The sequence below is a fragment of the Pseudomonas sp. BB438 genome (genome assembly GCF_057180225.1).
The window spans coordinates 5,313,820-5,335,792 of the sequence record NZ_CM170001.1 but is presented as its reverse complement, the minus strand read 5'-3'; the positions used below and the strand labels follow the sequence as shown (position 1 = coordinate 5,335,792).

The window sequence follows — 21,973 nt, the reverse complement described above, 5'->3', positions numbered from 1 at the left end:
CGGATTTCTTTTTTCCCGCCTGCAATGCGTCGCAACCTCTACGCCGGGCCTGAGGGCGGTCTGCGCTATACCGTCCCATGAGTCTGGCTGATGGTCCTTTGCCCGCTCTGCGCACGGGCATAGTCTGGCCTGCAAATGGCCGGAAGAAGCCCATGTCGACAATCGCCCTGCGCAGTCTTACAGAGCACGGTGCGGCGCTGCCTCGCCTGCCCCGCCAGCACCTGCCCCGCGAACGGCTGCACGCCAGCCTGAGCCTCACCGAATGCCGCCTGCGTCTGCTGGTGGCGCCGCCCGGTTGCGGCAAGACGGTGCTGATAAGCGAGTGCGCACGCCTGGCGCCCACCGGTACCCGTGTGGTCTGGCTCGCACTGGGCGGCCGGGCGCTGGAGCCCGAGCAGTTCTGCGAGCGCTTGGGCGAGGCCCTGGGCGTGCCCTGGTCCGGTGAGGCGGCACTGGCGGCCTGGCTGGAGAGTGCCAGCGAGCCGGTCTGGCTGATGCTCGATGACTACCCACGCGCACCCGATCCCGCCCTCGACGACTGCTTCGACCGCCTGCTCGCCGTGGCGTCGCCGCAGATCGGCTGGTGGCTGACCAGCCGTCGCCGCCCGGCCTGCAACCTCACCCGCCTGCTGCTCGAAGGCGAACTGCTGGAACTGGGCGCCAGCACTCTGGCGTTGACCCAGTGCGAGCTCGACGCGTACCTGCAGGCCGCCGGCCTGGAATGGCCGCAAGCCCAGCGCCAGGCGCTGCAGGAGGCGACCCATGGCTGGTTCGCCGGCGTGCGCCTGCGCCTGCTCAGCCTGGGGGCTGAACCCATCGCACCCTGTGCCACCCAGGTCGCCGAGACCGGCAATGGCCTGTTGCAGGACTACCTGCAGCGCGAAGTCCTGGCGAGCCTGCCCGCAGAACTGGCGGAAACACTCTGCGGCCTGGCGCAGATCGCCCGCTTCAATCGCGAGCTCTGCGATTACCTGTTCGACGAACCCGGTCTGGGTCTGGATGGCCTGCAGGCCTGGGGCGTGCTGATCGAGCCGGTGGACAACACCCAGCACTGGTTCCAGGTGGCGCCCATGGTCGCGGCGGCGCTGGCGAGCCTGTCGCGCTGGCCGGCGGCGACCCTGCACCGACGCGCCTGCCAGTGGTTCACCCAGTGCGGGGAAATCCACTCGGCCTTCGAGCACTCGCTGTACGCCGAGCAGCCGGATGTTTCTGCCAGCCTGCTGCAACGCCTGACCGAGGAGCAACTGCTGCACGGGCGCAATGTCGAGCGCGTGCTGCAACTGCGCGAGTCGCTACCCGCCGAACTGCTGTGCAGCACGCCGCGCCTGCTCATCCTCAACGCCTGGACCCTCCTCTTCGTCGGTCGCCTGGACGACGTGGAAGCGCTATTGACCGGTTTCGACCGCTTCCTGCCGATGCCCGGCGAACACCGGCAGCGCGCACTGATCGCCCAGTGGCAAGGCCTCAACGGCATGCTCACCCACGCGCGTGGCCTGCCCGGCGCCCGCGAGCAGTTGCGCGAGGCCTTGCAGTACCTGCCGGAGGAGGCGTGGTCGCAGACGCTGATCTGCCTGTCCGCGCTGACCCAGCAGGCCCAGGCCGAGGGACGCCTGGCCGAAGCCCGACTGATCAACCGTGAGGCGCTTCGGCGCGCGCGTCTGCAAGGCAGCACCACCTTCGAAGCGCTGCTGGAGCTGGACCGTGCGCAGTGGCTTGAACAGCGCGGCGAACTGCAACGCGCCGACGCGCTGCTGGCTCGGGTTCAGGAATACCTCGACGAGATGCGCATCACCTGCAACGCCATGGCCGGACGTGTCGCGCTTCGGCGTGGCTGGCTGTGCCTGCGCCAGGGACGTGACGAGGAGGCTCGTGAGCTGTTCATCGCCGGCCTGAACGAAACCCGCCGCAGCCACGACCCGAGCCTGATCTATGGCTTCACCGGCCTGGCCTGGCTGGACGCGCTGGACGGTGACACCGATGGCGCTTTCAGCCGTCTGCTGGAGGTCGAGCGGCTCATGCAGCTGCAGCACGTGCCGGAGCCGATCTATCGCGGCCCGCTATTGCTCGCCAGCGGTGCCCTTCACCTGCGGCAGCACCGCGCGGGATCGGCGCGGGAAATCCTCCAGCGGGTCGCCTCGCGTTACCGCGCCGACCAGCTCAGCCCGCCCGCCGCGGCGCCTGACCAGATCCTGCGCGTCGAGCACCATCTGGCCCTGGCCGAACTCTATGACGGCGACCTGGACACCGCCGTGCGGCGTCTTCTGGCGATGCTGCCGGACCTGTTGCGAGAGGGACGCAATACCCTGGCCTGCGATGTCTGGCTGGCCCTGGCCGAGGCGCACTTCATCGCCGGCAACCTGGATGACGCGCGCGGTGCGCTGGACGAAGGCGTCGCCCTGGCCCAGCGCTTCAGTCTGCTCTCCACCCTGCGCGAAACCCAGCGCCGCCAGCCCGGCCTGTTCGGCCTGCGTCCCCATGCGGGCGAGATGGCCCCGCACAACCTGCTCAGCCTGCGCGAGCTCTCGGTGCTGGAACTGATTGCCCGCGGCTGCTCGAACCTGGAGATCGGCGAGCGTCTCTACATTTCCCTGCACACGGTGAAGACGCACGCCCGGCGGATCAACGGCAAGCTCGGCGTGGAGCGACGCACCCAGGCGGTGGCCCGAGCGAAGGAGCTGGGGCTGCTGAAGGTCTGAACCTGGAGAAGTCCCGTGGCGCTAGTGCAGCGCCTTGGGCGGCATGGTGATCTCGGCCAGGCGCTGGGCCAGGCGCATCTGCTCGGCAGCATCGTCGCTGAGCAGCATGGCGCGCTCCAGGTCGTAGCGTTCGGCCTGTGGACAATCCAGAACGTGATAGAGATCGGCTCGGGCGAGGTGATCGCTGGCGCTGGGCGGTCCGAGTTCGAGCACGCGTTGGGCATCCCGCAGCGCCGCCAGTGGTTCACCGGCGGCCAGGTGCAACTGACGAAGATTGCGTGACAGCCGCTGCAGCATCTCGGCAGCGCTGGCCACACGCAGGTGCTCGGCGGACAGTTCGACAGTGGCGCCCAGTTGACGTGCCAACAGGTCGCGGCAGTCGCGGGTATAGAGGCGGCGGCCGGTAGCCGGATCGAGCAGGTGGTCGGCGCCGGGTACGCGCAGCAGGAAGCGTCCGGGGAAATTCACCCCCACCAGAACGATGCCGTTGCGCCTTGCCATCTCCAGGGCGATCAGCGCCAGTGACAGCGGCTGGCCGTGGCGGCGCTGCAACACCTGGGGAAGCAGGGCGGCGCGTGGGTGCAGTGGGTATTCATCGTCTTCGGCGAAACCCAGTTCGCTCAGTCGCCGCAGCAGGAACTGTGCACGCTCCGCATCGCCGGTGCCCTGCGGCAGCGCCACTGCAACCTGGTGCGCGAGCGCATCGAACAGCCGCAGCGCCTGATCGGGCGGCAGGTGCGGTTCGTGCTCGACGGCGATCCACAGCGCCGCCTCGAACAGGGCGGGCGGGTCCTGGGCAAGACAGGCAAGGCAGGCTTGACGCGGGTCCATGGCGTTCTCCGGCTGACCCTGCGGTTGTAACCGGAGCGCGAGGCACTCGTCCAGTGGCGCGGTCGTCGCCCGTGAAGGTGATGTGACAGCGGCTGCCTATACTGGAAGAGCACGCTTTCGGAACGCCGTTCATTACCAGCAAGGGAGCGCCGCCATGTTCGACATGATGGAAGCCACCCGGCTCGAGTCGCTGCATCTCTTTCAGGACCCGGCCACGGGACTCAAGGCCATCATCGCCATCCACAACTCCCGGCTCGGGCCTGCACTGGGAGGCTGCCGTTACCTGCCATATCCCAGCGACGATGCTGCACTGCGCGACGCCGCACGCCTGGCCCAGGGCATGAGCTACAAGGCCGCCCTGGCCGGCCTGCGTCAGGGTGGTGGCAAGGCGGTGATCCTGCGTGCCGCGCACGTGAAGAATCGTGGCGAGTTGTTCGAAGCCTTCGGCCGAATGATCGATACGCTTGGCGGTGCCTACGTCACCGCGGTGGACAGCGGCACCTCCAGCGCCGACATGGACTGCATCGCCCAGTTCACCCGTCATGTCACCAGCACCACCAGCGGTGGCGATCCTTCTCCGCACACGGCGCTGGGAGTCTTCGCGGGTATCCGCGCCAGCGCCCAGGCGCGCCTGGGCAGCGATGACCTCGATGGTCTGCGTGTAGCGATTCAGGGGCTGGGTAACGTCGGGTATGCGCTGGCCGAGCATCTGTCGGCGGCGGGCGCTGAACTGTTGGTCAGTGATATCGACGCGGGCAAGGTGCAACTCGCGGTGGAGCAACTGGGTGCCCGGCCGGTGCCCAACGAGGCGCTGCTGACCACGCCGTGCGACATCCTTGCGCCCTGTGGGTTGGGCGGCGTGCTGACGTCACATGTGGTAGGCCATCTGCGCTGTGCCGCCGTGGCCGGGGCGGCGAACAATCAACTGGCGCATGCGGATGTCGCCGACGAGCTGGAGGGGCGGGGCATCCTTTACGCGCCTGATTACGTGATCAATTCCGGCGGGTTGATCTACGTCGCCCTGCAACACCAGGGCGAGACCCTGCCGGTCATCACGGCACATCTGTCACGCATCGCCGAGCGTCTGACCGAAGTCTACGCCCACGCCCAGGCCGATCACCTGTCGCCGGCGCGGGTGGCTGACAAGCTCGCCGAGCGGATCCTCTACGGCGAATATTCAGGCCATTGATCAGACACCGTGCAGGAGTGGGCCTTGTCGGCACGCTCCTGAAGGGCTCACGCCGACTCATTCCTCGGCAGCGGATTCGCTGAAGATCTCGCTCAGTGCGTCGGGCTGGTTCTTGAAGGCGCGAGCGAAGGCGTCGCGGTTCCTGGCCATGAAGATGCCGATCTCCTCGACCTGATCCTCCTTGAGCGAAGGCACCGCCTTCTGCAGCACGTCGGCCAGCGTTTCCGCCAGCTCCAGCATCTTGTCATGCCGGTCGGCTTCTGCCTTATCCATGAACAGGCGCTCCGGATCGCGGCTGCTGCGGTACACCACTTCGACGGCCATTCATCACCTCGTAAGCCTTCTTTTGATTGGGAGTAAGAAATAACTGTTTATTTATACAGTAAAATGATCGCGCAATGCTACTGCGGCTGAGCGAATCATTGCCAGCAGCGTAGACGCAGTCGTAGGAAGTGCCTGTATCTGGCCACTATCGGCGGCGGCCCAAAGCAGTGCGCGCGCCCTTTAGGCGCGCGCGGTGGAGCGAGGTGACGGGCGCAATGAATCGTCAGTCAGATAGCTCTGTAGGAAGGGTTTCTGGCGGGGTGACGCGTCAGGACGCGATCGGCAGGCCGTTTGCGCCACGCGTCATGGCAGCCAGCAACTGTGGCGCCGTGCCGCCTTGCTCGATGGCGATGCCGAAGCGGATGCTCTGGATGAAGCGTTCCAGCTGTTCCGGGTCCTGCAACTGGGTGTTGCGGATCAGGCGGCGCGCGGCCACCCCAGCCTCGGTGGAGAGGGTCAGTACGATGCTACCGTCGGGCCGTTCAAGGCTGAAGTTGACGCGGTACTGTTCCTGGAAGGCGTCGGTCAGCGTCTGAAAGGGACTTTCCATCACTCGTTCCTGCCTGTTCTGTGGCATGCCCCTGAATGGACTCGGGACCGGCCGAAAAAGTTCGCAGTCATATTCGCGCAGCCCATCTGTGCCATGACTGCGCAAGATCAATGGCGTAGCCCTTGCAGGCTTCACGCCAACCAAGCCTTGTATTGCGGAGAAGCGACGAATGAAACAGAACTGGGCCGAGCGCCTGAGCGAGCGGATGCACGGCTGCGCCGAATCCCTGGGCAACCTGCTGGTGGAGGGATTCCACTACCTGGCGCTGTTCGCCATCGGCGGCACGGTGTTCTGGTCGGCGGCGGTGGCGTTCGGCGAAATGGTCGGCAAGGGCCACGCGAGCATCGATGACATCCTGCTGCTGTTCATCTACCTCGAACTGGGTGCCATGGTCGGCATCTACTTCAAGACCAATCACATGCCGGTGCGCTTCCTGATCTACGTGGCGATGACTGCGCTGACCCGCCTGATGATCGCCGACATCCAGCACAACCACGTGCCCGACGACGGCATCATCCTGGTCTCGGTGGCGCTGTTGCTGCTCGCCCTGGCGATCCTGGTGGTGCGTTATGCGTCGTCGCGCTTTCCCTCGCCGAGTTCGCCGCAACGCAGCGGCGAGCGTGACCTGATCAGCGACGACGAGCGCTGATCGCCCATCCGCTTTGATCCAGAGCCGCCGCTTGGCCGGCGGATGCACTACCATCGGTGCATCCGCTGCCTGAGAAGACCGCTCCATGAAGGGATGGAAACTGTTCGCTCCTCTGCTGATCCTGGTGATCATCGCCATCACGCTCTATCTGCGGCTGCACACCCAGCCGCTGCTGCTGCAGGGGGAGGCGGACGCCACCAACGTCATCGTCGCGTCCAAGGCCAAGGGCCGGGTCGAAACGCTGCACGTGCGGCGCGGCGACGACGTGAAACAGGGCCAACTGCTGATCTCGCTCAGCAGCCCGGAACTGCAGGCCCAGCTGGATTCGCTGCGCGCCGCGCGTAACCAGGTGCAGGCCAATCTCGACGAATCCCTCCACGGGACCCGCGAGGAAACCCTGCGCGCTCTGCAAGCCAGCCTGTCCCAGGCCCAGGCCGAGCTGCGCAACGCCGAACTCGAGTACCAGCGCAACGAGGAACTGGCCGGTCGCGGTTTCGTCTCCCAGGCCCAGATGGACCTGTCCCGTCGGGGCCGCGACGTGGCTCGCAACCGCGTCGCCGAGGCCCAGGCCAATCTTGACCAGGGTAACCAGGGCGATCGCGAGGAGCGCCGCCAGGCACTGCAGGCGGCCGTGCGCCGCGCCGATGCTCAGATTCTCGAACTGCAGGCGCAGACCGACGACCTCAACGTGGTCGCGCCGGTGGATGGCGAGGTTGGGCCGATCCCGGCGGAGCAGGGCGAGCTGGTCAATGCCTATAGCCCGTTGCTGACGTTGGTCAGGCTGTCCGACAGCTACTTCGTGTTCAACCTGCGCGAAGACATTCTGGCCGAGGTGAAGAAGGGCGACGAGGTGGCCATCCAGGTTCCGGCGCTCAAGGGGATCGAGGTCAGGTCCCGGGTTGCGTACATTGCACCGCTCGGCGACTTCGCCACCAAGCGCGCGACCCGCGCCACCGGAGACTTCGACCTGAAAACCTTCGAGGTGCGCCTGTATCCGGATCAACCCGTACAAGGCCTGCGTCCTGGTATGAGCGCGCTGTGGCAGTGGAAGCAGTAAGACGCAACCTGCTGCGTTTCGCCCAGGCTTTCGGCAGCGAAACGCGGGTTGCCCTGCGCAGTTGGACCATCCACTGGCTTGGCTGGCTGTGGCCGCTGCTGCTGTTCGTGGTGATCAGTGGCGTGTACCAGGCGGGAACGCTGCTGGACATGCCGGTGGCGGTGGTCGACGCCGACCACAGCAGCCTGTCGAGGCGTATCGTCCGCGAGCTGGACGCCGGCTCCCACGCCAAGGTCGAGGTGCTCGGCGGCGGCCTGCAGGAAGGCCTGCGCCGGCTGCGCATGGCCGACGACTACGCGCTGCTCTACATCCCCCGCGACTTCGAGGCGGACGCGCTGTCCGGACGCCAGCCCGTCGCCGAGCTCTACTACAACTCGCTGTTCTACTCGGCCGGCTTCTACTCGACCCAGGATTTCAGCGGTCTGATGAGTGCGGTCAACACCGAACTGCGCCCGCGCCTGGCCACGGGCATGGACCGTGCGATGCCGGCGCTCGCCAGCGTCGCGGTGTCCTACGAAAGCCTGTTCAATGCCAGCGGCAACTACATCTACTTCCAGCAGTTCGCCGCCATCGTCCACCTGCTGCAATTGTTCGTGATCGTCGCCACGGTGCACGTACTGGCCCGCGAAGCGCCGGAGCTACGGGCGTCCTCGCCGCATATCTTGCGGGCCCAGGCCCTCGGCGCGCGGCTGCTGGGCAAGATGGCGCCCTATACGCTGCTGTTCAGCGCACTGCTGATGGTCGAGCTATTCCTGCTGGTAGAGCTCAATGGGGCGCGGATCAACGGCAACCCCTGGTGGATGCTGGCGATCACCGTCTGCTACGTGGCGGCGGCGCAGAGCGTGGGGCTGATGCTGTTCATCTTCACCGCCAACCGCTTCAGTGCCTACTCGCTGATCGGTCTGTTGATCGGCGTGGCACAGACCTACTCCGGCGTGCTGCTGCCGGAGCTGGCGATGCCACAGATCGCCCGGATCATCTCCGAGGCCGAGCCGCTGACCCACACCCTGCATGGCCTGTTCGACCAGTTCCTGCGCAGAGCCCCGGCCGAGTCCGGCCTGTACACCTGCTGCAAGCTGCTGCTCTACCCACTGATCGCCTACATGATCGCCAAGATGCGCCTGCGTCGGCGCCTCGACCTGAGCCCGGCGTAAGGATTCGTCATGGAGAATTTCTGGAATGTCTTCCGCCAGTCCCTGAAGAACATGCTCGGCAAGCCGCTGTGGCTGCTGATGGTGCTCTCCGTGGCGCTCACCACCTTGCCCTACGTTCACCGCACGATGGACGACCTGCCGGTGGCGGTGATCGACATGGACCACAGCGCGGTGTCCCGCGAACTGGTGCGCCTGCTCGACGCCGCGCCGAAGATCGCCACGGTAGGTTATGACCAGTTGCCCGAGGCACAGCACGACCTGGCCTGGCGCGAGCTGTTCGGCATCGTGGTGATTCCCGTGGACTTCGAGAAGCGTGTGCTGCGTGGCGAGTCGGTTACCGTGCCAATCTTTGGCGATGCCACCAACCGCATGGCCAACGGACAGATTCAGCAGGACATCAATGCCACCTACAACGAACTCACGCTGCGCTACAACCGAGAGCGGCTGATGCGCGGTGGCTTCTCCGAGGTGCAGGCGAATGTCCTGCTGCAACCGGCCATCGGCCAACTGACCGATCTGTTCAACCCCGGCACCAGCTTTGCTGCCATTGTCCTGCCCGGTCTGGTGACGCTGATCCTGCAGCACAGCCTGCTGCTGTCCTGCACACGGGTGAACCTCAACCTGCGCGGCGGCACCCCGCGCTCGCTGCGCCAGCCAACCTCCACGCGCTTTGGCCGCTACGCCGCGCAGTTGTTGATCTGGACGGTGCTGGCAATGCTCTTCTACGTGATCTGGCCATGGATCATGGGTTACCGGCAGACGGCCTCGTTCTTCATGCTGATGGGCCTGGTGCTACCCTTCCTGCTGGCGGTGATCGCCATGAGCGAGTTCATCGCCGAGGTTCTGCCCTCGGAAGAGGCGGTCTACCTGACCATGACCTTCATCACCCTGCCGTTGTTCTACATGGCCGGTTTCACCTGGCCGCCCCAGGCGATGCCCCAGTGGGTGCAATTGCTGGCCGACGCGATCCCGTCCACCTGGGCAATTCGCGCCGTGGTGGAGATGAACCAGATGAACCTGCCACTGTCAGCCGTGGCCGACCGCATCCTCATCCTCTTCGCCATGGCGGCCGCCTACGGGCTGCTGGGCACGCTGATCTACCAGTACCGCAACTGGCGCTGGGATCAGCTCAAGGGCTGGTGACGGCGGACGGTCTAGAGTGAGAGTTCCATCTTTCCCGGGAGCTCTCTGATGAATGCACTCAATGGCAAGGTCGCGCTGGTCACGGGCGCGGCGAGCGGTATCGGCAAGCAGATTGCCCTGACACTGGCCGACGCGGGGGCAGCGGTGGTGATCGCCGACCTGCAGCACGATGCCGCCCAGTCTGTGGTGCAGGAGATCGAAGCAACGGGTGGCAAGGCGCTGGCAGTGGCCATGGATGTCACCGACGAGCAGGCCGTGGACAGCGGTGTCGAGGGAGCGGTTGCCACTTTGGGCAGCCTCGACATCTTGGTCTCCAACGCCGGCATCCAGATCGTCAACCCGCTGCAGGACTTCGCATTCGCCGACTGGAAGAAGATGCTCGCCATCCACCTCGACGGCGCGTTCCTCACGACCCGAGCCGCGTTGCGCCACATGTACCCGGCCGGGCGCGGCGGTGTGGTGATCTACATGGGGTCGGTGCATTCCCATGAGGCCTCGCCTCTCAAGTCCGCATACGTCACCGCCAAGCACGGTCTGCTCGGGTTGGCCCGAACCCTGGCGAAGGAGGGCGGGCCCCATGGCGTGCGCTCTCACGTGGTCTGCCCCGGCTTCGTGCGGACACCGCTGGTGGAGAAACAGATTCCCGAGCAAGCGAAGGAGCTGGGCATCAGCGAGGAAGCGGTGGTGAGGCAGGTCATGCTCGGCGGGACGGTGGACGGCGAATTCACCACGGTGGAGGACGTCGCGCAGACGGTGCTGTTCCTTGCCAGCTTCCCCTCGGCTGCACTCACCGGACAGTCGGTGCTGGTCAGCCATGGCTGGGGGATGCGCTGACCGCTCCTGCCGGTTGCCGATAGCAGGCCGCCGAGCCAGCCCATCGTCACCTCCACGCACACGGCGCTTGCCGTGATGGCGTGCTCGTGGCATCTTTGCGCAAATGATAAGTTTTCGCATTTGAGGTGTTGTTACACTTGCACCTCGATGCTTGGCGTTCGCGCGCAGGGGGCACTCGTGACGTCGGCTACTCACCATTCGCAGATCGGCGAACTCTATGTCGGCCATCACTCCTGGCTGCTTGGCTGGCTCTATCGTCGCCTGGAGTGCCGGCAGCAGGCCGCAGACCTTGCGCAGGATACCTTCGTGCGCTTGCTCGGCCGCCAGGAGCTCAAGGGCCTGCGCGAGCCACGAGCCTTCCTCGCGGCGGTTGCGCGCGGGCTGATGATCGACCATTTCCGTCGCCAGACCCTGGAGCGCGCCTGGCTCGACAGCCTCGCCCAGCAGCCCGAGGCTGAAGCGCCGTCCGCCGAGGAGCGGGCCATCGTGCTGGAGACCCTGATGGAAATCGATCGCCTGCTGGATGGCCTGCGTCCGGTGGTGCGCAGTGCCTTTCTCCTGTCGCAGCTGGACGGCCTGACGTATCCACAGATCGCTGAGCGCCTGGGCGTTTCGCTCAGCTCGGTGCAGCAGTACATGACCCAGGCCTTCGGCCATTGCTACCAGGCGCTCTACGCATGAACCGACTCGGCACGATGGACGCGTCTCAGCGTCTGGACCACGCGGTAGTGGAGCAGGCCATCGGCTGGCGCGTGCGGCTGGCCTCGGGATTGGCCGCTGCCGACGAACTCGCCGCCTGCCAGCAATGGCGTGCGTCCGACCCCAGCCACGAGCAAGCCTGGCAGCGCCTGGAAATCTTCGATGGCCGCCTGGGGGGCATCGCCCCGAACCTCGCCAGTCATTCGCTGCGCCAGGCGGCGACCGATCCCGCGCGGCGTCGCGCACTGAAGAGCCTGCTCCTGCTCGCCGGCACGGCGGCGGTGGTGGGCAGTGGTAGCCTGGGGCTGCGCGATTCGCCCTGGCTGGCGCAGCAGCGCACGTCGGTGGGCGAGCGCCGTCGTATCGCGTTGCCTGATGGCGGCTGGCTGCAACTCAATACCGACAGTGCCGTGGATGTCGCCTACGACACCCACGCACGCCGTGTGCGCCTGTACAGCGGCGAGATGCTCGTACAGACCGCCCCGGACAGCGCCGGCCGCACCTTCTGGGTCGATACGCCGCTGGGGCGTCTGCAGGCGCTGGGCACGCGCTTCGCCGTACGCCTGGATGGCAGTGATGCACGCTTGTCGGTACAGGAGGGTGCGGTAGCCGTGACGCCGGCCCTGCGCACGGAGTCCGCCGGGGTGATCCAGGCTGGCCGCCAGGTGCGTTTCGACCGCAAGGGTCTGTATGGCGAGACGGCGCTGGACGTCGACTCGCTGGCCTGGAGCGAAGGGTACCTGGTGGCACGGCAATGGGCACTCGGCCGCCTGTGCGCCGAGTTGGCGCGCTACCGTTCCGGTGTGCTGCGTTGCGATCCGGCGGTGGCGGACCTGGCCATTTCCGGGGTGTTCCCGCTGGATCAGCCAGAGCAGGCCGTTGCCGCGCTGCAGCGCAGCCTGCCGGTGCGCGCGCAGTACCGCACGCGCTGGTGGGTGACGCTGGTGCCGGCGGCCTGATCCGCTTCCGCGGTCAGCAGGCGCGCTCGCGAGGCCCGTTGGGGCCGCTCAGACTGCCTTGGGCAACGGCGCAAACAGTGCGTCGATATCCGCGTCGTCCAGTTGCCAGTCGGTGCCGGAGCCTTCGAGGATGCCGGCGGCCAGGGCGGCCTTGTCGCGCTGCAGTAACTGGATCTTCTCTTCTACCGTGCCACGGGCGATCAGCTTGTAGACGAACACCGGCTTGTCCTGGCCGATGCGGTAGGCACGGTCGCTGGCCTGGTTCTCGGCGGCCGGGTTCCACCAGGGGTCGTAGTGGATCACGGTGTCGGCGGCGGTGAGGTTCAGTCCGACACCGCCGGCCTTCAGGCTGATCAGGAACAGCGGTACGCGGCCTTCCTGGAAGTCCTTCACCGGTGCACGGCGGTCGCGGGTGTCGCCGGTCAGCAGCGCGTATTCCAGGTTGCGTTCGGCCAGGGCCTCGCCGATCAGCGCGAGCATCGAGGTGAACTGCGAGAACACCAGCACGCGCCGGCCCTCGGCGAGCAGTTCTTCGAGCATGTCGAGCAGGTAGACCAGCTTGCCCGACGTCACCGCGCGCGCGGATTTGCCGGTGGACGGCGGGGCTTCCTTGTTCACCAGGCGGATGTCGCAGCAGACCTGGCGCAGCTTGAGCAGCGCCTCGAGGATGATGATGCGGCTGCGCGCCAGGCCGCGGCGGGCAATCTCGTCGCGGACTTTGCGGTCCAGCGCCAGGCGCACGGTTTCATAGAGGTCGCGCTGCGCCTCGCTGAGTTCGATGTGCTGGATGAATTCGCTCTTGGGCGGCAGCTCCGAGGCCACCTGTTCCTTGGTACGGCGCAACAGGAAGGGGCGAATGCGCGCGGCCAGGTGCGCCAGACGGCCCTGGTCGCCGTGGCGCTCGATGGGCGTGCGGTAGTCGGTGGCGAACTGCCGTGCATCGCCCAGCCAGCCCGGCAGCAGGAAGTGGAACAGCGACCACAGCTCGCCCAGGTGATTTTCCAGCGGCGTGCCGGTCAGGCACAGCCGATGGCGGGCGCGCAAATGACGCGCGGCCTGGGCGGCCTTGGTGCTGGCGTTCTTGATGTTCTGCGCCTCGTCGAGGATCAGCAGGTGGTACTCGTGCTGGCCAAGCTTCTCGGCATCGCGCGGCAACAGGGCGTAGGTGGTGAGGATCAGGTCGTGCTCGGCGATCTTCGCGAATGCCTTGCGCCGCCCGGCGCCGTGCAGGGCGAGCACGCGCAGATCCGGGGTGAAGCGCTCGGCCTCATCCAGCCAGTTGGGGATCAGGCTGGTGGGCATGATCACCAGCGCCGGGCTGGTCAGGCGGCCGGCCTGCTTTTCCAGCAGGACGTGAGCGAGGGATTGCAGCGTCTTGCCCAGGCCCATGTCGTCGGCGAGGATGCCGCTGGCGTCGACTTCGCGCAGGGTCTGCATCCAGCTCAGGCCCTCGTGCTGGTAGGCCCGCAGCTCGGCGTTGAGCCCGCTGGGAATCTGCGCCGGCAGGGCGCGGTAGTCGCGCAGGCGGTGGGCGATCTCGCGCAGCTGCTCGCCGCCCTGCCAGGTCAGCGGCAGCTCTTCCAGCTCGGTGAGGCGCGCGGCATCTGGCGCGCCCATGCGCAGGCGGCGTACCGGCGGCTGTTCGCCGATGTAGAACTCGGACAGCGTGCCCAGCATCGGCTTGAGCTTGCCGAACGGAAGCGAGACACGCAGCGGGCGGTCAGAGGCAGTCTGCCAGGTGTGGATCGGGTTGCGCCCGGCGTCCAGGCGCAACACCAGTTGTTCATCGTCGGCGTGGCGGGCGAGGGCGACCGGGTCGAGCAGCGCCGGCATGCGTCGGATCAACTCGATCAGCGCCGGCAGCAGGCTGATGCGCCGGCCTTCCACCTCGATGCCCAGTTCCAGGTCGAACCACTGGCGGTCGTCGGTTTCCTCGATCTCGGCGTACCAGTTCTCCACCGGCGTGAGGTCGAAGACGAATTCGGGGCGGATGTCGATTTCCCAGCCCTGTTCGCGCAGTTGTGGCAGGCCTTCGCGCATGAACGCCTGCCAGGCGCTGTCGTCGGGCAGTTCGAACATTTCCCCGGCGCTGTCCTCCAGCGCGTCGCTGCGGCGCATCGCCGGCTTGAAGCCCAGCTCGCGCAGGTCCAGGCGCCAGGCGTGTTCCAGTTCCAGCTCGCGGCTGACACGGACGATCTGGTCATCGCGGAATACCCGGATCTCGCGGCCCGAACGTGCAGTCACGCTGCCCGAGACCGGCATGTCGCCATACAGGAACGCCAGCGCGGCGCGGTGCCGGGAGATGTTCTGCATGCGTCCGCTGCGCAGGTCGAAGCCGCTGTGCACGTGGCTGCCCAGGGTCAGCCGGGGCCGGGGCGCGAGTTCGTCGCGCTCCACGGCAGGCAGTGGAGAGTCGGCGGGTGGCTTCATCCGAGTGTCCTTCCGGCAGTCCAGCCGAGTACGCAAACGCCCGATGATACCCCGATTTTTCCCGGGCGGGACGCGGAAGGAAACCGGCGGTCAGCGGGCGAAGCGTTTGGCCCCCGCTACGCACAGCACCACGGCGACGGTGGCGCCGGCCATCAGCGGGCTGATCTGCTCGTGCAGCAGCAGGCCGGCCAGCGCCAGGCCGAAGAACGGCTGCAGCAGTTGCAGCTGACCGACCGCGGCGATGCCGCCGGTGGCCAGGCCGTGGTACCAGAAGAAGAAACCGATCAGCATGCTGAACAGCGACACGTAGCCCAGGCTCAGCCAGGCCGGCCAGCTGGCGCCGCTGAAGGTTGCCGGCTGGGTGTACCAGGCCAGCGGCAGCATCAGCGGCAGGGACAGCACCAGCACCCAGCAGATCACCTGCCAACTGCCCAGGTGCCGTGCAATCCGCCCGCCTTCGGCATAGCCCAGCCCGCAGACCGCCACGGCCGCCAGCATCAGCAGGTCGCCGGTGACGTTGCCCGCGCCGCTCTGCGACAGGGCGAAGCCGGCGACCACGGCGCTGCCCAGCCCGGAGCAGATCCAGAACGCCGGGCGCGGTTGCTCGCCGGCGCGCATCACGCCGAACAGCGCGGTGGCCAGCGGCAGCAAGCCGACGAAGACGATGGCGTGGGCCGAGTTGACGTGCTTGAGCGCCAGCGCGGTGAGCAGCGGGAAGCCCACCACCACGCCACCGGCGACCACCAGCAGGGGGATCAGGTCCTTGCGCGCCGGCAGCTTCTGCCGCAGCAGCAGGAGGATCGCTGCTGCCAGCAGGCCGGCGATGCTGGCGCGGGCCAGGGTGAGAAAGGTCGGGTCAAAGTCGGCCACCGCCACCCGTGTGGCCGGCAGCGAGCCGCTGAAGATGAGCACGCCGAGAAAGCCACTGAGCCAGCCGCTGAGGTTGCTGTTCGTGGTGAGGGTGTGGGTGTTGTTCATGGTGAACATCCGGCAGGAGAGCGAGCGTGCAGGATGCGCGCGGAGCTGCCGGGCGGCCAGTGACAGAAAGGTACAATTTGCGCAAACTGTCCGTAAATTATAGGGGTACAAATCAGGGCGAGGGCAGCATGGGCAGGCCAAGGAGCACGCGGGTCGATTCGGTGATGCAGCACGTGCGCGAGCGTCTGTCTGCGCGGGCGCTGGTTCCGGGGGAGCGGCTGCCGTCGATTCGCCAGCTGGCTGAGCAACTGGAGGTGTCCAAGACCACCGTCGTGGAAGCCTACGACCGGCTGGCGGCCGATGGCGTGATTGCCGCGCGCCGGGGCTCCGGTTTCTACGTCGCCGGCCATGCGCCGCCGTTGTCCTTGGCGGATGTCGGCCCGACGCTGGATCGCAGCATCGATCCGTTGTGGATCTCCCGGCAGTCGCTGGAAGCCGCGGACACCTCGCTCAAGCCCGGCTGCGGCTGGCTGCCTCCGTCCTGGCTGCCCGAGGACGAACTGCGCCGCGCGCTCCGGCAGATCGCCCGCGCGCCACAATCGAGCCTGCTGGAATACGGTCGCCCATACGGCCATGCCGGTCTGCGCGAACAGCTCGCACGCCGACTGGCGGACTACGGCGTGCCGGTCGGCCCGCAACAGGTGGTACTCACCGACAGCGGTACCCAGGCGATCGACCTGATCTGTCGCTTCCTGCTCGAGCCGGGCGATTGCGTGCTGGTGGACGACCCCGGCTACTTCAACTTCCAGGCCCTGCTGCGGGCGCACCGCGTGCAGGTGGTGGGTGTGCCCTATACGCCGACCGGCCCGGACGTGGTCGCCATGGCGAGCCTGCTGGAGCAGCACCGGCCGCGCCTGTACATCACCAACTCGGCCTTCCATAACCCCACTGGCGCAGTGCTCTCGCCGCTGGTTGCGCATCGCCTGCTCAAGCTGGCCGAGGCCCATGACCTGCTGATCGTCGAAGACGACATCTTCGGCGACTTCGAGCACGAGAGCGCGCCGCGCCTGTCGGCGTTCGACGGGCTGGAGCGAGTGATCCAGGTCGGCAGTTTCTCCAAGACGCTGTCGGCTTCGGTGCGCTGCGGCTACATCGCCACGCAGCCGGAGTGGTGCGAACGCCTGGTGGACCTGAAGCTGGCGACCAGTTTCGGCAACAGCCCGTTCAGCGCCGAGATGCTTTTCGAGTTGCTGCGCAAAGGCAGCTACCGGCGCCACCTCGACAGTCTGCGCGGCCGCCTGGCCGATGCCATGGGCGAGACGCTGCTGCGCCTGCGCGGGCTGGATATCCAGCCCTGGCTGGAGCCGCGTGGCGGGGTGTTCGTCTGGGCCCGCCTGCCGGGCGAACTGGATGCGGCCGAGGTGTCGCGGGCGGCCCTGGCGGACAACCTGGTGCTGGCGCCGGGCAACGTTTTCAGCCTGAGCCAGAGCGCCGCCGGCTACCTGCGCTTCAACGTCGCCCAGTGCCTGTCGCCCCGGGTATTCGAAGGGCTGGAGCGGGCAATGGAAGCGGTGCGCAGGCGCTGAAAAAAATAATTACCGATCGGTCTGCAGGTTTTCCTTCGTCGTGCGGCCTCTGTGCAGTCCCGCTTCTTTGCACAAGGAAATGTCATGCCTGCCGTCCCCTCCGCGCGCCTGCGCCCCCTGGCCAGTGCCCTGCGCATCGCCGCTCTCGGCCTGGCCGCGAGCCTGCCGTTGTTGCCGGCTTCCACCGTCATTGCCGCACCGGCCGCGCAGCACTTCAGTGTGCCCGCGGGCAGCCTGGAGGATGCGCTGAATGCCTATGCCCGACAGGCTGGTGTGCTGCTCAGCTTCGATCCGGCGTTGACCCGCGGTCTGAGCAGTGCAGGTATCACCGGAGAATACTCGGTGGCGTCCGGCTTTGCCGTGCTGCTCTCGGGCAGCGGGCTGGCCGCGGAAGCCAGCGATGACGGCAGCTTCCGCCTGCAGCGCAGTGCCACCGAGGGTGCGCTGGAGATGAAGGCGCAGACCATCACCGGGCAGGCCGCCGAAGACCCGAAAGGGCCGGTGCAGGGCTACGTGGCCAAGCGCAGCGTCACCGCGACCAAGACCGACACGCCGATCCACGAGACGCCGCAATCGATCTCGGTGGTGACCCGCGATCGCATGGAGGCCCAGGGCGTGCAATCGGTGAACGAAGCCTTGCGCTACACGCCGGGCGTGTCGTCCTACGGTTCGAACAACCGTTCCGACTGGTACACCGTGATCCGCGGGTTCTCGCCGACCACCTATCAGGATGGCCTGCAACTGCCCAGCACCATCAACCTCGCCAGCTGGATGGTCGACCCCTACATGCTGGAGCGTGTCGAAGTACTCCGTGGCCCGGCTGGCGTGCTCTACGGCCAGGGTGACCCCGGTGGCGTGATCAACCAGGTGTCCAAACGCCCGAGCAGCGTCGCCAGCCACGAAATCCAGGTGCAGTACGGCACGGATGCGCGCAAGCAGCTGGGGCTCGACAGCACGGGCCCGCTGGATGAGGCGGGGGTGTGGAGCTATCGCGTGGTGCTGGTCGGACACGAAGGCGACATCCGCGATACGCCGTGGGAGGACAAGCGCCTCGCCCTGGCGCCGTCGCTCACCTGGCAGCCGGATGAAGACACCCACCTGACGGTCATGGCGAGTTACCTGAAGGATGACACCAACGCCCAGGACAATTTCCTGCCGGCCAATGGCGCCCTGACCCGCAGCGCCTACGGCAAGATCCGTCGCGACTACTTCACCGGTGACGAACACTTCTCCAGGTACGAGAAAACCCAGTACGGCCTGGGCTACGAGTTCGAGACCCGCCTGAACGATGTCTGGCAGGTCCGCCAGAACCTGCGCTATGCCCATCTCGATCTGAACGACAACATGGTCTATGGCGCCGGCACTACCGGCTATTGGGGCATGGAGGGCGGCGATGACCGCACCTTGCTGCGTTTCGCCGGCATCGAGAATCCCACCTACGAGCGCTGGACCCTGGACAACCAGGCCCAGGCCGACTTCAGCACCGGCTGGCTGCGCCACACCCTGCTGCTGGGACTGGACTGGCAGCGGCAGAAAACCGAGGACCCGCAGGCGTACATCATGACCACGCCGCTGGACCTGTACGGCGGCCCGTCCTATGGCCCTGTGGATAAGTCCGCCTTCACGGCCGATGACTGGACCTACACCGACCAGACCCAGCGTCAGACCGGCGTCTACTTGCAGGACCAGTTGCACTTCGATGAACACTGGGTGTTGTCCCTGGGCGGGCGCTATGACTGGGCTGGCTCGACCACCGACAACAGCAGCACGGCAGGCAGCACCCACGCCAGCCAGAAGGATGAAGCCTTCAGCGGACGGGTAGGGCTGGTCTACCTCGCGGATAACGGCCTGGCGCCGTACTTCAGCTACAGCGAGGGCTTCACGCCCAATGCCGGCACTGACTACGAGGGAAAACCGTTCGACCCGACCAAGGCCAAGCAGTACGAGGTCGGCGTCAAGTTCCAGCCCAAGGGCTCGGACAGCTCGGTCACCGCCGCCGTCTTCGAGATCACCCAGCGTGACGTGCTGACCCTTGACCCGGACCCGACCCATCCCAACAGCAGCGTGCAGACCGGCGAGGTGCGCTCGCGTGGCCTGGAACTGGAAGGCGTGGCCAGTCTGAGCGACGAGTTGAACCTCATTGCCACCTATACCTACCAGGACGTGAAGATCACCAAGGCCAATGACGAGAGCGACGGCAAGACGCCGATCAGCATTCCCACGCCGCGCAACCTGGCCTCGCTCTGGGCTGACTACACCTTGCGCGATGGCGAGCTGAAAGGCTTCGGCTTCGGTGGTGGCGTGCGCTACAACGGCCGCAACCCGGGAGCCCCGGACAACTCGCTGAACGTACCCAGCTACACGCTGCTCGATGCCGCCGTGCATTACGAGACCGGTCCCTGGCGTTTCGCAGTCAACGCCAACAACCTCACCGACCGCGAGTACATCGCCGGCTGCTACGACGCCACCCGCTGCATTTACGGCAATGGCCGGATCGTGACCGGCACCGCGACCTACCGCTGGTAAGACCGACCTCCCTGGTGGCCGATCACGTCGGTCCCGCCAGGGAGGCGTTTGCATCGACCGTTGAAGCAGCCGGCGGAGCAGCCGGCGGAGCCCGGCGGGCGCGGCCGTTCAGCGAACGTTCGACACAGATACTCACAAAGGGCGGCACGGGGTTCTTTCAATTGAGAACCAATATCATATAATTCCGCTTTTCAATCGCGTGCCGGGAATGACCTGGGGCGCCTCGCAGGATTCAGTTCGATGTGCGTTTCCCCGCGCCCGTCCCATTCGAGAGCCGACGCATGAGCGCAGCCCAAGCCGGCGCCGTTGCCGCCCGCATCCTCAGTGCCGTGGTCGGCGGCTATGCCCTGGCCTATACCGCCACCGCCTTTCTCAGCGTCTACCTGCCGATGTCGCGGCCTGACCGTGTATCGCTCTCGAGCCTGGCCTGCTTCATCGTCTGGGTCGCGGCGATCCTCTATGCGTTCGGCGCGAAGAGCCCGTGGCGCGCCGTCTGGCTGCCGGTGGCGGTGAGTGTCGTGCTCGGCGCCGCGGCTTTCCTGCCGACCGGCTACGGAGTGCGCCCATGAGCCTGCGTCAGTCGATGTCCGGCCTGCACACCTGGAGCGGGCTGCTGGTCAGCTGGATTCTCTTCGTCGTGCTGTTCTCCGGCACCGTCGCGGTGTTCGACAAGGAACTCACTCGCTGGATGACCCCGCAGCTGCACAAGCTGGAAGAGGTCAAGGTCGGTGCCGACCAGGTGCGCGAGCTGCTCGTCGAACGTGCACCCAAGGCCCACGGCTACTGGATGCACCCGCCTACCGAGCGTATGCCGTACTGGACTGCCGGCTGGGAACCGGCGGACTTCAGCGCATTCCAGTCCTTCCTGGTGGACGCCCAGAGCGGCGAGGTGCTGCCCAAGACCGTCGGCGGCAACTTCTTCCTGGAACTGCACTACGAACTGCACGGTGGAATGATCGGCCTCTACGTGGTCGGCGTGGCTGGCGTGTTCATGCTGGTGGCTCTGGTCAGCGGCGTGATCGTCCACCGGCGCATCTTCAAGGACTTCTTCACCCTCCGCCCGAAGGCCGCCAGGCAGCGTGCCTGGCTGGATGCGCACAACGTGCTGGGGGTGCTCGGCCTGCCGTTTCACCTGTTGATGGCCTACACGGGCCTGGCGATCTTCATCACCTTCTATATGACCGCCGGCATCAAGGTGGCCTACAAGAACGACATGGAGCACTTTTTCCATGACGTGCAGGGCGCGTTCGAGCGCGAGGCGCTGGGCAAGCCGGCCAAGGCGACCAAGTCCATCGACAACATGATCCTCAAGGCTCGCGAAGCCTGGGGCGACGATAGCCAGGTGGGCTGGATCAACATCGAGAATCCGGGCGATGCGGCGGCGATGGTGCAGATCCGCAAGGCGGTGGACAAGAGCATGGTCAACGACCAGCGCACCGTCTCCTTCGACTCCGGCAGCGGCGCGCTGATTCATCTGCAGAAGCCCTACCAGCCGGGCTACAAGACCTACGCGTGGCTGACCGGCCTGCACATGGCGCAGTTCGGCAACGACCTGCTGCGGGTGATGTATTTCATGCTTGGTCTGGTGGGATGCGTGATGGTCTTCGGCGGCCTGCAGGTGTGGGTCAGCAAGCGTGAAGTGCGCGGCCACCGTGGCATTGCGCTGGTGCGCACGCTCAACGGCGCCGTCTGCGGCGGTTTGCCGATTGCCTCGCTTGGCCTGCTGGGTGCGTCGCGTCTGTTGCCGGCCGACCTGCTCCAGCGTACCCGCTGGGAAGCCACCGCCTTCGTGGTGATCTGGCTGCTGGCGCTGGCTCACGCACTGCTGCGCCGTGGCAGTCGCGCCATGGCCCGCGAGCAGTTTGTCGCGCTGGCAGCGCTGGCCCTGCTGCTGCCGGTGTTGAGCCTGTTCGGCCCTGAGCCGGGCCGGGTGACGACGCATTTTGCCCATGGCGACTGGATGATGGTCGGTATCGATCTCGGCCTGCTGCTGATCGGCGGCCTGTGCGCCTTTCTTGGCTGGCGTCTGGGGCAGGAGCGCGCCGAGCCGGCTCGTGTGCGTCGTGCTCGTCACGAGGAGGAGTACGCCTGATGCTGCTGGTGTTCGGTCTCAACCTGCTGGCGCTGGCGGCTGCCTGTCTGTCGCTGTCTCGCCATCACCGTGATCTGTTTGGCAGTGCGCCATCGCAGTCCCGTGTGCGCCTGCTGCGCGTCGTTGCGCTGGTGGATGGCGCGCTGGCGCTGGCCTATTCGATTCACCGCATGGGAGTCGAACTGGGCATCGTCTATTGGGCGTGCCTGCTGATGATCGCGTGCGCCGTGCTCGTCCTGCTGCTGGCCTGGCGGCCACGCTGGGCGTTGCCGACCGCAGCGGCAATGCCGGTGATCGGGGGCGTGCTGGCGGTGCTGGGCTGACACCGGCCTTGCC

At 66.6% G+C, this 21,973-nt stretch carries 19 protein-coding genes; 14 read left to right on the top strand and 5 right to left on the bottom strand.

The window, feature by feature from the left end; translation table 11 throughout:
* The first annotated feature begins 152 nt into the window (after positions 1-152).
* Positions 153-2,696 carry a LuxR C-terminal-related transcriptional regulator gene (locus AC1ZV1_RS24575; protein ID WP_484294031.1) on the top strand — a complete coding sequence of 848 codons (2,544 nt, stop codon included), beginning with the start codon at positions 153-155 and terminating at the stop codon, positions 2,694-2,696.
* A gap of 21 nt (positions 2,697-2,717) precedes the next feature.
* Here AC1ZV1_RS24575 and AC1ZV1_RS24570 read toward each other — a convergent pair whose 3' ends face one another.
* Positions 2,718-3,527 (bottom strand): SirB1 family protein, encoded by an 810-nt coding sequence (locus AC1ZV1_RS24570; protein WP_484294030.1) that lies wholly within the window; start codon positions 3,525-3,527, stop codon positions 2,718-2,720.
* 154 nt (positions 3,528-3,681) lie between these two features.
* Here AC1ZV1_RS24570 and AC1ZV1_RS24565 point away from each other — a divergent pair, with 154 nt between their 5' ends.
* On the top strand, positions 3,682-4,716 hold the full coding sequence (locus AC1ZV1_RS24565) for a Glu/Leu/Phe/Val dehydrogenase family protein (RefSeq protein WP_484294029.1): 1,035 nt from the start codon (positions 3,682-3,684) through the stop codon (positions 4,714-4,716).
* Between the two features lie 57 nt (positions 4,717-4,773).
* Here AC1ZV1_RS24565 and AC1ZV1_RS24560 read toward each other — a convergent pair whose 3' ends face one another.
* The gene (locus tag AC1ZV1_RS24560; protein WP_484294028.1) at positions 4,774-5,040 is read right to left on the bottom strand and encodes a YebG family protein; all 267 of its coding nucleotides are present in this window, start codon (positions 5,038-5,040) and stop codon (positions 4,774-4,776) included.
* A 268-nt stretch (positions 5,041-5,308) separates the two neighbouring features.
* Positions 5,309-5,590, bottom strand: coding sequence for a DUF3509 domain-containing protein (locus tag AC1ZV1_RS24555; protein WP_484294027.1), 282 nt, complete (start codon positions 5,588-5,590; stop codon positions 5,309-5,311).
* 169 nt (positions 5,591-5,759) lie between these two features.
* Here AC1ZV1_RS24555 and AC1ZV1_RS24550 point away from each other — a divergent pair, with 169 nt between their 5' ends.
* From AC1ZV1_RS24550 to AC1ZV1_RS24520, 7 genes are all read left to right on the top strand, one after another.
* Complete coding sequence (locus tag AC1ZV1_RS24550; RefSeq protein WP_017519063.1) at positions 5,760-6,239, top strand: phosphate-starvation-inducible protein PsiE; 480 nt, start codon at positions 5,760-5,762, stop codon at positions 6,237-6,239.
* An 85-nt stretch (positions 6,240-6,324) separates the two neighbouring features.
* Positions 6,325-7,296, top strand: coding sequence for an HlyD family secretion protein (locus tag AC1ZV1_RS24545; protein ID WP_484294026.1), 972 nt, complete (start codon positions 6,325-6,327; stop codon positions 7,294-7,296).
* Positions 7,278-8,450 (top strand): ABC transporter permease, encoded by a 1,173-nt coding sequence (locus AC1ZV1_RS24540; RefSeq protein WP_484294025.1) that lies wholly within the window; start codon positions 7,278-7,280, stop codon positions 8,448-8,450. Before AC1ZV1_RS24545 ends, AC1ZV1_RS24540 begins: the two co-directional genes overlap by 19 nt.
* A gap of 9 nt (positions 8,451-8,459) precedes the next feature.
* Positions 8,460-9,593: an ABC transporter permease gene (locus AC1ZV1_RS24535; RefSeq protein ID WP_484294024.1), complete on the top strand. Its 1,134-nt coding sequence runs from the start codon at positions 8,460-8,462 to the stop codon at positions 9,591-9,593.
* 48 nt (positions 9,594-9,641) lie between these two features.
* A complete protein-coding gene (locus AC1ZV1_RS24530) occupies positions 9,642-10,427 on the top strand; it encodes a 3-hydroxybutyrate dehydrogenase (protein ID WP_484294023.1) in 786 nt (261 codons plus the stop codon).
* A 147-nt stretch (positions 10,428-10,574) separates the two neighbouring features.
* Entirely contained in the window at positions 10,575-11,108 is a 534-nt protein-coding gene (locus AC1ZV1_RS24525) for a sigma-70 family RNA polymerase sigma factor (RefSeq protein WP_484294022.1), read from the top strand.
* A complete protein-coding gene (locus AC1ZV1_RS24520) occupies positions 11,105-12,085 on the top strand; it encodes a FecR domain-containing protein (RefSeq protein WP_484294021.1) in 981 nt (326 codons plus the stop codon). Before AC1ZV1_RS24525 ends, AC1ZV1_RS24520 begins: the two co-directional genes overlap by 4 nt.
* A 48-nt stretch (positions 12,086-12,133) precedes the next feature.
* Here the strand turns inward: AC1ZV1_RS24520 and AC1ZV1_RS24515 are convergent, their stop codons facing one another.
* Both AC1ZV1_RS24515 and AC1ZV1_RS24510 read right to left on the bottom strand, forming a co-directional pair.
* Entirely contained in the window at positions 12,134-14,515 is a 2,382-nt protein-coding gene (locus tag AC1ZV1_RS24515; protein WP_484294020.1) for a DEAD/DEAH box helicase, read from the bottom strand.
* A gap of 90 nt (positions 14,516-14,605) precedes the next feature.
* Positions 14,606-15,493, bottom strand: a complete 888-nt coding sequence (locus tag AC1ZV1_RS24510; RefSeq protein ID WP_484294019.1) for a DMT family transporter — start codon at positions 15,491-15,493, stop codon at positions 14,606-14,608.
* A 128-nt stretch (positions 15,494-15,621) separates the two neighbouring features.
* Here AC1ZV1_RS24510 and AC1ZV1_RS24505 point away from each other — a divergent pair, with 128 nt between their 5' ends.
* The 5 genes from AC1ZV1_RS24505 (at position 15,622) to AC1ZV1_RS24485 (ending at position 21,960) form a co-directional block, all read left to right on the top strand.
* The gene (locus AC1ZV1_RS24505) at positions 15,622-17,019 is read left to right on the top strand and encodes an aminotransferase-like domain-containing protein (protein ID WP_484294018.1); all 1,398 of its coding nucleotides are present in this window, start codon (positions 15,622-15,624) and stop codon (positions 17,017-17,019) included.
* A gap of 84 nt (positions 17,020-17,103) precedes the next feature.
* On the top strand, positions 17,104-19,545 hold the full coding sequence (locus tag AC1ZV1_RS24500; protein ID WP_484294017.1) for a TonB-dependent siderophore receptor: 2,442 nt from the start codon (positions 17,104-17,106) through the stop codon (positions 19,543-19,545).
* Between the two features lie 281 nt (positions 19,546-19,826).
* Entirely contained in the window at positions 19,827-20,114 is a 288-nt protein-coding gene (locus AC1ZV1_RS24495; RefSeq protein WP_484294016.1) for a DUF3649 domain-containing protein, read from the top strand.
* Complete coding sequence (locus AC1ZV1_RS24490) at positions 20,111-21,637, top strand: PepSY-associated TM helix domain-containing protein (protein ID WP_484294015.1); 1,527 nt, start codon at positions 20,111-20,113, stop codon at positions 21,635-21,637. The genes AC1ZV1_RS24495 and AC1ZV1_RS24490 overlap by 4 nt, the downstream gene beginning before the upstream one ends.
* The gene (locus AC1ZV1_RS24485) at positions 21,637-21,960 is read left to right on the top strand and encodes a DUF3325 domain-containing protein (RefSeq protein ID WP_484294014.1); all 324 of its coding nucleotides are present in this window, start codon (positions 21,637-21,639) and stop codon (positions 21,958-21,960) included. The genes AC1ZV1_RS24490 and AC1ZV1_RS24485 overlap by 1 nt, the downstream gene beginning before the upstream one ends.
* The last annotated feature ends 13 nt before the right edge of the window (positions 21,961-21,973 follow it).